Origin of the sequence: Draconibacterium orientale (genome assembly GCF_900111425.1) — a bacterium.
GTDB lineage: Bacteria > Bacteroidota > Bacteroidia > Bacteroidales > Prolixibacteraceae > Draconibacterium > Draconibacterium orientale.
Window position 1 is genome coordinate 17,275 of sequence record NZ_FOHT01000044.1, and the last position, 11,746, is coordinate 29,020.

An 11,746-nucleotide genomic window follows, 5' to 3' on the forward strand; every position below is an offset into this window, starting at 1 on the left:
CCGTTTTTATACTAGTCAAGAAGTTGAGCCAGCGCTTTATCCAAAGCCGGTCCTCTAAGATTTTTGGCCACAATTTCGCCTTCTTCGTTTAACAAGTAGTTAAACGGAACACTTTGAATATTGTAAACAGCCGCCGCCAGTTTACTTCCTTCCATGTCGCCAACATTAATCCAGCGCAGTTTGTCCTTGTCGATGGCATCCACCCACTCGGCACGGTTAACATCTACACTTACCTGGTAAATTTCGAAACCTTTGCGTTTGTATTTATTGTAAGCTTCAACCAACACCGGGTTTTGAATTCGGGAAGCACGATCAACGGCTGCCCAAAACTGCACCAAAACAACTTTTCCGCGTAACGACGACAGCGCTACTTCGGTTCCATCAGGAGCGGGCAAAGTAATTTCAGGACTGTTTTCGCCTTGTTCCTGAATAAATTTTTTCATATCGGCCGACTGTTTATCGCGAACAATCTGTAGTGCATTGTTATATAGTGCCTGTACTTGTTCCGATTTTGGGTAGATCGAATTTAAGGCCGAAGCAGCCGTTTTCATTACCTGCAAATCGCGCACAATAAAATTGTTATCCAATTTTTGATACAAGGCTAAAACACTTGCCATTGAAAAAGGATTATCCCGTACGAATTGAGTAGAGAACTCTATTTGTTCCTTCACAATATTATCGTATTCTTCAGCCCAGCGAGGTCGTACACTATCGTACTCCGGATTTCCTTTGTACAAATTATCCAACGATCGGATAGAATCCAGTTTATGCCGGGTTTCTTTTAATTTCGAATCCAATAATTTCACATGGGCCGAACCCGGCGAACCTTCAACATTATACTCTCGATCGAAATTAGCAGCATCGGCTTCAACAGTAACGGTTTCTGCCGAGTCAACCAGCAGCGTGATAAAACTCTGATCGTTAAGTTTCAGAAGGTAAAATGTTGGAATGCCGGTCATTGCCGAAATCTCGAACTCACCTTTTTTATTGATTTTTGTTTCTGTGATCTTTTTTAGCGAAGAAGTGTGCAATTCTTCCAGAACAATTGTTTGGTCTTCGGCGTGCGTAATTTTACCACGGATTGTAAACTCCTTGTCTTTCTTACACCCTCCCAGCACAAGCAGGACAGCTACTAAAACAAATAAAACTCTGTACGTCATGTTTTTTAAATCTGATTAATTAACCTCTACTAAAAGGTATTTTAAACGGACTAATTGGTTTTAAACTTAAGTAATATACCAACGATGCCCGTATTGTATAAAGGCCGTAAAATTAACAATTTTGCTTTCATCGAAAATAGCAATCAAAGAAAATAACAATTTTTATCGTTTCAATGCGATATAAAGGCAATTACAAAATTTTTTACCTCCAGGCGGTTTTATAGAATTTCTTGCATAATCGTTAAAAAAACATTCTGCGGTCTATAATTTTACTCCGATTCGGCGTACCCACTTTAATAGCTTTAAAATTTTCAATAGGTTTGTAGCGCAAAACATTTATACAAAACCAGTGAAGATCCATTATTCGCTCGACGATTTTAATGCCACCAACCCTGTAGTAACCATTGGTACATTCGATGGGCTGCACAAAGGACATCAATCGGTTGTTGAAGAACTGCAGCAACTGGCCAAAGAAATGAATGGCGAAACGGTGATCTTTACTTTTTACCCGCATCCGCGAATTGTTACTTCGCCCAACGAAAAAAGCCTGCGGTTGCTGACCACCAAGGAGGAGAAAATTAAGTTATTCGAAAAGTTTGGAGTCGATCACCTGATTATTTATCCCTTTAACAAAGAATTTGCCGAGCTATCGTACACCGATTTTGTAAAAGATATTTTGGTGAATAAAATTGGCACCCGTTGTTTGGTTGTGGGCTACGACCACCGCTTTGGCAAAAACCGCGAGGGCGGCTACGAGTACCTGCTGGCCTGTGCCGAAAAGAACAATTTTACGGTTAAAAAAACCGATGCACTCTCGGTTGAAGCCGAAAAAGTAAGTTCAACAAAAATAAGGGCTGCACTGCAATCGGGCGATATAAAAAAGGCCAACCAATACCTGGGTTACGCGTTTACTTTGCACGGAACCGTTGTAAAAGGCATGCAACTGGGCCGCAAACTGGGTTTCCCCACGGCAAACATTGAGGCTTCAGATAAATACAAAATTATTCCGGGCTACGGCGTTTATGCTGTTTTAGTTGAAATGGAAGACAAACAGTATAAAGGTATGCTGAACATAGGCACGCGCCCTACCTTTAACAACAATGCCGACAACCGAAGTATAGAAGTGAATATTTTTGATTTTTCGGGCGATATGTATGGCGATGATGTTACGCTGATTTTTATCGACAAAATCAGGGAAGAGCAGAAATTCGCCGGTGTTGACGCTTTGGTGGAGCAACTGAAATCAGACAAACAAGTAGCTCAAAAACTTCTTTCCCACTACTGATCTTTCATTAACAAACTACAGCTTATTGGCAAATGATCGGACATGCGGTAATCGAGTGTTTCAAAATTGTACGACTCAAACCGGTCGCCATGCAAAATATAATCAATACGAAACGAAGGCAACTTACCGATGTAGGTACGTCCTATCCCCCGCCCCGAATTAACAAATGCATCGCTTAAACCATCGGCTAAAGTATGGTACGAGAAAGAAACCGGGGTATCGTTAAAATCGCCGCAAACAATTACGTTATGAGGTGACTCATTGATGTATTTACGAATTTCGCGCACCTGCTCGGCACGCAACTGAAAAGCCTCGCGAAACTTGGCGCTCATTTCTTTCACCTCTTCAATATCTTTTTCCTCGTTTATTCCCGGCGATTCAATAATTGAATACTTCGATGGGTCGATATGATACGATTGTAAATGAATATTGAAAATACGAACCGTGTCCGAGTCGATCAAAACATCGGTATAAATGGTAATATTTCTTGAATTTTCAAATCGTATTTCGCCCATATCAATAATCGGATAGCGGGTCATGGTAACCGAACCGTAAGTTGTGCTCGACCGTGCAAACTGGTAGTGTTTTATCGATTCCAGGTCTTGTACGGTTTGGGCAAGATTAAAAATGCTGTTCTTACGCAAACGGGCTTCCTGCAAACAAATAATATCAGCTTTCTGACCGGCCAAAAATGAGATGATCTTTGTTGCATTTTCTTTCTGCGTTCCGCTGGTATCGGCCACAAAATGTTTAACATTATACGAAACAACTTTAATGTTGGCCTCTTCGCTACTTTTGCCCTTTAGCTGCATAAAACGCGTAAAATAGCCCCAACCAATCAACACCATTGCCACCGATAACAAGGCGTAACGCGGTTTAAATAAAATCCAGAGTACAATAAACAGAAGATTTCCACCCAGCAAAAACGGATAAGCCATTCCGAATAAGGACGGCAGCCAATACTTATCGGGCGCGATGTACACCGAAAGGTACGATACCTCCAGGGCCAGCGCCAAAAGACTATTAACAAGAAACAATATGTTACGGAGTGCTTTTCTCACAATGTTGATTTAGTTAACTGCAAAATAAAAAATCGTTCGCAATATTTAACGCTAAAAATTCATTTTCATGATGCAGAAACCGTTTATTTTTGACATCGGAGCATACGGTTTTTTCCGTTCAAATCGCGGCGCAATTCTATCGACTTAAATCCCAACTGCTTAACCAAGTCCACCATTTCGTCTCCCAGGTTTTCGTTGATCTCGAAAAACAGAAAGCCACTTTCGTTTAATTGTTTTGAAGCAAACTGTGCAATGGCGCGGTAAAAAATCAACGGGTCGGTATCGCTTACAAACAAAGCTAATTCGGGTTCGTGCTCCAACACATTGGCTTCCATTAGCTTTTTTTCGCGTTCCATCACATAGGGCGGATTGCTCACAATCACATCAAACAGCGGCCACGAGCGTTCCTCCCACTTTAAAATATCGGCGAGCTCAAATGCCACCTCCAGCTGATGTTTTTGTGCGTTTTCGGCAGCGATTGACAATGCCTTTTCCGACACATCAACAGCCATCACCTCCGCTGCGGGAAGCTCATTTTTTAGTGCCAGCGGAATACAGCCACTTCCCGTGCCAATATCCAGGATTTTTGCAGAAGCAGGAATTTCAGTTTTACAGATCCAATCGACCAGCTCCTCGGTTTCCGGTCGCGGTATCAGAACGCCCGGTTGTACGTTCAACTCTAATCCACAAAATTCGGCCACACCCAAAATGTATTGAATGGGTTCGTGGATTTTCAACCGCTCAACAATCGCTTTTATTTGGTCGGATTCAGAGTTTTCCAACACCCGGTCTTTTTCCAGAATCATTTGCGTATATGACAAACCCAACACGCTATTCATTATCATTTGTACAAACCCGGCAATTTCGGTTTCGGGATAAAACGGCGCCAATTCTGCCCGGATATATTGAATAGTTTTCTGCATTGTGTACTTTTGTTGCTGCAAATTTAGTCTTTCCTTTAAAATGACAACCGAAGAAAAATACATGGCTCGTTGTATCGAGCTGGCCCGAATGGGTGCCGGACATGTTTCGCCAAACCCGATGGTTGGCTGCGTTATTGTTCATTCCGACCGGATTATCGGCGAAGGATTTCACCAGAAACACGGGCAGGCGCATGCCGAAGTAAACGCCATAAACTCGGTTACCGATGCAGCAAAACTGAAAGAAAGTACCATTTTCGTTTCGTTGGAACCCTGCGCTCATTACGGGTTAACACCACCCTGTTCCGATCTGATCATTCAGAAACAAATTCCGCGCGTGGTAATTGGCAGTATCGATCCGTTTGCCAAAGTGGCCGGAAAAGGAATTGAACGACTAAAAAATGCCGGTATTGAAGTAAAAACAGGTGTTCTGAAAAACGAGTGCGACGAGTTGAACCGCCGCTTTTTTACCTTTCATCAAAAACAACGGCCATACATTTTGCTGAAATGGGCGCAAACCTCTGATGGCTTTATTGATAAAGACCGAAGTGCCGAAGACTACGGCGAACCGACCTGGATTACCGGGCCGCGGGCATTGTTGCGGGTGCATCAAATGCGGGCCGAAGAAGATGCCATTATGGTGGGAACCAATACGGCTGAGAAAGATAATCCGTCGCTAACCGTACGACTGATAAAAGGGAAAAACCCCATGCGTATTGTGTTAGACCGCCAGCTACGTTTGAATAAAAAACTGAACTTGTTCGACAATTCAACCGAAACAATTGTTTTTAACGGACTTGAAAATCACAGCTATAAAAACACTGAATTCATTAAAATTGATTTCACCGATCAGCTTCTTCCACAAATTTTGAAAGTGCTTCATCAAAAAAATATACTCTCGCTGATTGTTGAAGGCGGAGAACAACTGCTTAAAACTTTTATCGATGCAGGGTTGTGGGACGAAGCGCATGTTTATACCGGGCATACACAATTTGGCAGCGGCATAAAAGCTCCATCGCTGCCGGCAACATCCGGGCAATCGGAATCAATCGGGAAAGACAAACTGGTCGTTTACCGAAATACGGCTGGTTAGAATCACCTGAGATTGTAGGGAATTACAATTATGGGGCGACACTAAAAATATAATGATTTGCGGCCTGCCGGCGGCCTTCATTTTTGTCTTACCACAAAAACGAAGCAAAAAAGGCAAGGCTGCTTTTTGTCTTCACCCTACGTTTTTATAAAACCTAAGTTCGGACGGGTGATCTCCTCGATCCCTCGGAGCTTCCCGCTCTCACTAAAGTTTTATTTATCTCATTATATTGTTAATTTTTAAGGCATTCGATTTAACTCGCAAAATGATTGCCTTACATACAATGCAAGTTTTTGCTTTGCTCGTTTCAACTTCGGGCAAAGCCCAAAAGAGGCCGTCCACAAACGTATCGTCAGCCACATCAAAGCCTGGCCTCGGCTGGTGAGCCGGAAAACAAGCGGTGACGGCGTTAAAAAATTACTGATGTTTGAGGAGGTACGACGAGTTTCAGGAATTTTAGTCGGCATCGCGTAGCTTTTCCGAGTGAGGCAGGCGCAGCCTTGGGTTTTCTGTTTACTATTTGGGCTAAGCCAAAGAGTAAAATCCGTCCGATAGGGCAAAAGCCTGTTTCTTATGCTTGTCAAGAATATTTATGGAAAGAACCATTTCATTTGGTTCTCTGCGGGAACCTAATGAATCCTGCTAGTTAAACGTTACGTGCGGGCCTCCGGGCATAATCTGCTTTTTCAGCACGTTTTCCACGTACATAAAGTAGTAGAACAATTTATGGTTCATCTCAAAACCGTAATCCTCGGCAGGATCGTAGCCAACAACAGGTTCAAAATTCCAGTTTGGCGATGGTGATGCACATTTTGCATTCCACGCACTCACATATTGCCGGTTCCAGGTTTCGTAATACGATTGCGACCGATAGCTGGCCAGTGTATTTTGCCGCTGATACCAAATATCGAAATTCGCATTAAATGTTTCCACATCATACTCTACACTGTCTGTTCCCGTTACCTCAACACTTGAGTTCTGGCTTTCAGTAACTTGTTTTGTACCCGAACAGGCATACAAAAACACGGCTCCCCCAACGAATATCCACAGTAATATGTATTTTGTTTTTTTCATCGCTACCTTTAACTACGAATATGAAGTGAATATTGTTTTTACTCAAATTAATTTTCGAAATTTACCAGTACAAATAAACAAAATATGTCTGATTGGAGTGAATTCTGGAACTGGTTTTATCTGATCTTTCTTATTACGGCAATTCCGGTTGCCCTGATGATTATTTTGGAAAAAAGATCGCCATTTAAAACCGCCGCCTGGATATTAGTGCTGATTCTGATCCCCATTCTTGGAATGATCTTCTACCTCGTTTTCGGGCAGGAGTACCGCAAACGAAAAATGTTTTCGCGGCGCGGAATAAAAAGCCTGAAAGCTATGCGCCGGCTAAGTGCCGAGCAGTTAAAAAACATCGAACAAAACAAGCTTATTTCGCAGGCCGGATTGCAGCATCAGGCCCCACTTATCCGGCTTTTACTAAATAATTCCGACTCGTTGCTTACCACCGGAAACAAGCTGCATTTACTGGTTGACGGGCAGCAAACATTCGACAGAATTATTGAGGCCATTGAAAAAGCCAGGCACCATATTCACATGGAATATTACATTTTTGCCGATGACAAAATCGGGAATAAAATAAAGGATATTCTGATTAAAAAAAGGAAGGAAGGTGTTGAAGTCCGCATTATTGTTGACGATGTGGGCAGCTGGGGACTAACCCGGAAGTTTTTTCGCGAATTGCAGGCTAACGACATAGAAATTTACCCTTTTATGGAAGTTCGTTTTCCCCGGTTTACCTCGCGGGTGAATTACCGCAACCACCGAAAAATTATTGTTATTGATGGGAAAACGGGATTTATTGGTGGTATAAACATTGCCGACCGCTACGTTGAGGGCATGAAAGGACTGGGGCACTGGCGCGATACTCACCTGCAAATTGGCGGCGATGCAGCCACCACGCTTCAGGTTATTTTTGCTGCCGACTGGTATTTCATTACCAAACAAAACCTTTACGGCTACCGGTACTTTCCTCCCCTTTCCGATGCCCCGGGCGTTCCGGTACAGGTATCGGCAAGTGGCCCCGATTACAGCTGGAAGAGTATTGAACAGGGCTTTTTTGCTGCCATTACTACGGCACGAAAACGAATTCATATAGTTACGCCCTACCTGATGCCTCCGCCGGAATTAAAAGAAGCGCTGAAAACCGCAGCACTCAGCCAGATTGATGTGCGCATTATTATTCCCGAAAAATCGGATGCTTCGCTCTCCAGATGGTGCTCGTTTTCGTATGTGGAAGAGTTGCTTGAAGCCGGTGTGCGCATTTATCTTTACCAGAAAGGGTTTATTCACAGTAAATACCTGCTGGTTGATGATAGTATATCGAGTGTAGGAACCAGTAATTTCGACTTCCGCAGTTTCGAAACCAACTTTGAAGCCAATGCTTTTATCTACCAAAAAGAATTCACCAACGAACTGGAAGAACACTTTTTATCGGATTTACAATACTGCCGCGAAGTACGATACCGGGAATGGCGCAAACGACCACTCTTTGATAAAATTCGCGAATCGTTGGCGCATATTATTAGCCCGATGTTTTAAGAAGAGATGCGGGATGCTCGATACTGGATGCTTGATATTCGATGCCGGATACTGGAAACTGCGTCTGTAAACTGTAAACTGGTTGACGGCAACCAATAAAATTTCACATCTGATTATTCCGTGCAGGTTTGTGCGGAGTTATCCGGCGTGAAAAGTTGCCAGTTGCAGAGTGGCGGGGGCTTACCTTACATAAAAAGTTAGTAGTCGCAGAACTGCAGGGACAAATCTTTTGCGAAAATTTCCCTCTCGCTAAGTTGCAAGAGCATTTCTTAAGGGAAAAGTAAGCTCTCGCTGAGTTGCAGCTGGCAATCTGACGGAAAAAGTTGTTAGCCGCAGATTTACCAGAGCTTATATTTCAGCGTCTTACGGTTTATTACAAAAACAAAGACCTTCAAGGTTTTAAAAACCTTTAAGGTCTGGAAAGTAACGATCAACCCGCGATTATAGCAGAGAAAATCTATTCGCTCCCTTTTGGGAACTACGGTGTACACACAACTTAAATATTCCCATTTTCAAATGAATTTGTAACGATTTTTCGTTCGGAACAAGCTGACCAATTCTAATCAATTTTAGACGCCGAACGATTTTTTTTATCGATCTTTTACCCGGCGCCCGCTTCGGGGCTTTAAGCACCAAGGGTGCGTAATCAATAGCCCGGGGGAAGCACCCGCAGGGAGCGCAGCCCGGGGGAGAGAAGAGAAAAATGACAAAGGCGCAACTGCTGCCGGTTTTTGAAATACACCGCTACCTTGCGCCGCATATTAAAAGTCGATTGTAAAGCAGGCCCCCTAAAATAGTTGCGTGTACACCGTAGCTTTTGAGAAGGGATAAACGAATTGATATCCAGGAAAATAAACGCTTCAAGGTCTTTAAAACGATTGAAAATTTTACTAAAAACAAAAGATTCCATCTTTTTGCAGAGATGGAATCTTTTTTACTGAAAACTGAATACTGTGCCTGATTACTATACCGTGCGGTCGATCAGTTCTTTTATTTTCGGAAGCACTGTTCCAAGCGCTTCGTTGTTGGTCATTCGGTAGTAACCCGGAAGGATTTCGAGCAGGTCTTTTATTGCCTGTTCCAAATCGCTGCGCACGGCTGTCATCGAACTAATTTGATGTTTGGTAACAGTTTCTCCGGATTCCTCGCTATTGTTTGAAAACCACGCGATACAATCGCGCGGCAGCGGGGTATTAGAGCCTTTAGATATTGTGATTGTTTCTGATTTTGCAAAATAACTTGCGAATAAGAAACATATAATTGTTAAATACAATTTGTTATTCATATTCTGTGTATTTTAAAAAAAATAATTTATGGTTAAACTATAGGGAAGACGAAGTGAAGAGTTAAATACATAATCTTTTGTATAATTATTATCCTTGCCGACATCGGCTTTAAAGCGATAAAAATAATTCTCAAGGCCGGCTTCAAAGGATGTAGAGAGATGAGGAGCTAACGGCACAGTAAGACCAACAAAGGGATTAAGGCCTAGCTCGTAATAATTGTCTTCTCCCATTAGATCTACTGATTGTTCGGGAACTTCCTCATAAAAATTAATTATTGTTTTAAAATCAACTCCATAATACAAAACAAGTGTGTTTAACCTTTTTTGTTTTTCATAACCAAATACTAATTGAAATCTTTTCCTTTTATTTTCGTCCCATGTTTCATATTCTTCTTCACCGTATTTTCCCTTTCTTTCATAGGAATAATATCCGTAACCCAACCCAAAGCGATAAGCCCCTTTTATTTGGTTATCTTTAATATTGTTTAGTTTAAACAACACTTTATCGGGGGTACCATCGGAAAAGAAGTTCTGAAGGTCGACAGCTATTTCATATTTGTTTGTAACTGTAGTTGAGTTTTGAGCTATACTATTGGTAATATCCGTAAAAATTAAACATAGTATACCAATAAATAAGGCAATTTTTTTGTTTTCCATTTCTTTACATTTTTTTGATTTAATGATTAATAATGCTTGAGGCAGTATTAACTTATTATACAATTTCCTGTTCAATTATTTAATGAACAAAATTTAGTTAATGATTGAATTTAAAGATGAAATTAAAGGGCTCGTGGCATGGTAATCTGCTTAATGGTTTATATAATAAATTGGTGTTTTAAAAGTATAATTGGATGTCCGCAATTGGTCACAACCAGCACGTCACCCTGAACTTGTTTCAGGGTCTTTCTTGCAAATAGTTGATTATTAGATGCGAGAGATGCTGAATCCGTCAGCTGATGGACAGCATGACTTGCTAAATAATAATTATGACATAGAACGGATAATCAATAAAGTATATTTTCTTTGGTCAACTTCAAAATTATGAGCCTATGTTAAATAGCATAATTCAGCTTAACGTTATTAATAACATATTTTGTGGAGAGGAAAAGAAGGATGCCATCTTTCTCTACATAGAACTGATAAAGATGGCATCCCTAAGGAACTCCTGAAGAGCTGACGCTTTTGCGGTAAACAGGTAGTTGACAAGATGTAAACCTTCAGCTTTACCCCTTTGGCTGTTGCCATTTCCCCTCACGAGGGGAAAATTCTACAAAGCGAAGTAAGAAGTTTTGAGATAAAGCTGAACCTTTACCTTTTGCCTTTTGCCTTATGGTACTTAGAAGGATGTCATCTTTATTTTTTACGTATATAAAGATGACATCCCTGAGTTGCCTGATACTTATGCCATTTAGTGATAGCCTCACTTGAAGTGAGACCATCACCTGCTAAAACGGCAGCTTCCCTAAATCCAGGTTTCCGCCGGAAAGGATAATACCCACTTGCCTTTATAATATTGCTGGTAAACATCGTGTCCCACATCTTGTTTGTCTGTATGGCTTTTTACTTTTTTAAGCTGATCGTAGGAAGTAATATCCAGGTAATCTTTCCACATTGCCTTTTCGTTACCTTTTTGGTATTGTGTACTGTCGATATCAAAAAGCAGGAATGTAGGGGTGCCATTGCTCCCTATTTTCTTTTCCTTAACCATAACTTGCTGTGCATGGGCAAATGAACAGGTTAAAGAAAGGATTAAACCAAAAATTATGTATTTATTTTTCACAATAAACTGTTTTGTTGTTTTATTTTATTCATTTTCTTCCCAATAAGGATTTGTTTCTTGCTTATATATTAGTTCTTTGTTGTTGAGGGCTGTTAAGAATTCTTCGGAATTGATGTCATCGCAAGTCCATTTCCCAGTTTCGCCCCAGTAAGCGCAAAACTGTTCGCCATCGCAGGCATAAATAACAGCAGCACCATCAATAACATCAGGGCCATCATAAACACCAATAAATTCCTGCCCCAAGTATTGGATAGAATATACCTCGGTGTAAAATCTTTTTTGCAGGATATGGTTGAGCCATTCTAAATTTTCCTGCGGATTTTCAATCCCGCAGGCGCAAGTAGGGTCATCATCTTCACAGCCTACGCCTGCGAATAACAGGAGCAGGGCAAATAAGCTTAGTTTTAAAATTGTTGGTTTCATAATAAATAGTATTGTATAACATTAGTGTCCGGTAAAAATTTACCGGGCAGTACATTTTAAAGAACCACCCGGTATGTCTACTTTTGAGTTACCACACCAAAAAGTTAGACATGGGTAAAAATACAATTT

The 11,746-nt window shown here is 41.3% G+C and carries 12 protein-coding genes; 3 read left to right on the forward strand and 9 right to left on the reverse strand.

Annotated features, from left to right (window positions below):
- Positions 1–11: 11 nt before the first annotated feature.
- Positions 12–1,160, reverse strand: a complete 1,149-nt coding sequence (locus BMW53_RS18645) for a TlpA disulfide reductase family protein (RefSeq protein ID WP_038558387.1) — start codon at positions 1,158–1,160, stop codon at positions 12–14.
- 349 nt (positions 1,161–1,509) lie between these two features.
- Between BMW53_RS18645 and BMW53_RS18650 the strand changes: the two genes are divergently transcribed.
- Positions 1,510–2,445: a bifunctional riboflavin kinase/FAD synthetase gene (locus tag BMW53_RS18650; protein ID WP_038558385.1), complete on the forward strand. Its 936-nt coding sequence runs from the start codon at positions 1,510–1,512 to the stop codon at positions 2,443–2,445.
- Here BMW53_RS18650 and BMW53_RS18655 read toward each other — a convergent pair.
- Positions 2,439–3,506 carry an endonuclease/exonuclease/phosphatase family protein gene (locus BMW53_RS18655; protein WP_038558383.1) on the reverse strand — a complete coding sequence of 356 codons (1,068 nt, stop codon included), beginning with the start codon at positions 3,504–3,506 and terminating at the stop codon, positions 2,439–2,441. The two genes, BMW53_RS18650 and BMW53_RS18655, sit on opposite strands and share 7 nt — an antisense overlap.
- Positions 3,507–3,589: 83 nt before the next feature.
- The gene (gene prmC / locus BMW53_RS18660; RefSeq protein WP_038558381.1) at positions 3,590–4,429 is read right to left on the reverse strand and encodes a peptide chain release factor N(5)-glutamine methyltransferase; all 840 of its coding nucleotides are present in this window, start codon (positions 4,427–4,429) and stop codon (positions 3,590–3,592) included.
- Positions 4,430–4,469: 40 nt separating this feature from the next.
- On the opposite strand from prmC, the gene ribD reads away from it, so the two are divergent.
- On the forward strand, positions 4,470–5,519 hold the full coding sequence (gene ribD, locus BMW53_RS18665) for a bifunctional diaminohydroxyphosphoribosylaminopyrimidine deaminase/5-amino-6-(5-phosphoribosylamino)uracil reductase RibD (protein ID WP_038558378.1): 1,050 nt from the start codon (positions 4,470–4,472) through the stop codon (positions 5,517–5,519).
- A gap of 642 nt (positions 5,520–6,161) precedes the next feature.
- Here the strand turns inward: ribD and BMW53_RS18670 are convergent.
- Positions 6,162–6,593 (reverse strand): DUF6146 family protein, encoded by a 432-nt coding sequence (locus BMW53_RS18670; RefSeq protein ID WP_051567819.1) that lies wholly within the window; start codon positions 6,591–6,593, stop codon positions 6,162–6,164.
- A gap of 84 nt (positions 6,594–6,677) precedes the next feature.
- Here BMW53_RS18670 and cls point away from each other — a divergent pair, with 84 nt between their 5' ends.
- Positions 6,678–8,129 carry a cardiolipin synthase gene (gene cls, locus BMW53_RS18675; RefSeq protein ID WP_038558376.1) on the forward strand — a complete coding sequence of 484 codons (1,452 nt, stop codon included), beginning with the start codon at positions 6,678–6,680 and terminating at the stop codon, positions 8,127–8,129.
- Positions 8,130–8,775: 646 nt separating this feature from the next.
- On the opposite strand, the gene BMW53_RS21040 is transcribed toward cls, so the two are convergent.
- The 5 genes from BMW53_RS21040 to BMW53_RS18700 all read right to left on the reverse strand — a co-directional run bounded on the left by BMW53_RS21040 (position 8,776) and on the right by BMW53_RS18700 (position 11,617).
- Positions 8,776–9,039 (reverse strand): hypothetical protein, encoded by a 264-nt coding sequence (locus tag BMW53_RS21040; RefSeq protein WP_157470792.1) that lies wholly within the window; start codon positions 9,037–9,039, stop codon positions 8,776–8,778.
- A 54-nt stretch (positions 9,040–9,093) separates the two neighbouring features.
- The gene (locus BMW53_RS18680; protein WP_038558373.1) at positions 9,094–9,414 is read right to left on the reverse strand and encodes a hypothetical protein; all 321 of its coding nucleotides are present in this window, start codon (positions 9,412–9,414) and stop codon (positions 9,094–9,096) included.
- 12 nt (positions 9,415–9,426) lie between these two features.
- Positions 9,427–10,071, reverse strand: a complete 645-nt coding sequence (locus BMW53_RS18685; protein WP_139178256.1) for a hypothetical protein — start codon at positions 10,069–10,071, stop codon at positions 9,427–9,429.
- Positions 10,072–10,876: 805 nt separating this feature from the next.
- The gene (locus BMW53_RS18695) at positions 10,877–11,194 is read right to left on the reverse strand and encodes a hypothetical protein (RefSeq protein ID WP_038558368.1); all 318 of its coding nucleotides are present in this window, start codon (positions 11,192–11,194) and stop codon (positions 10,877–10,879) included.
- 24 nt (positions 11,195–11,218) lie between these two features.
- On the reverse strand, positions 11,219–11,617 hold the full coding sequence (locus BMW53_RS18700; protein ID WP_038558365.1) for a hypothetical protein: 399 nt from the start codon (positions 11,615–11,617) through the stop codon (positions 11,219–11,221).
- Between the last annotated feature and the right edge of the window lie 129 nt (positions 11,618–11,746).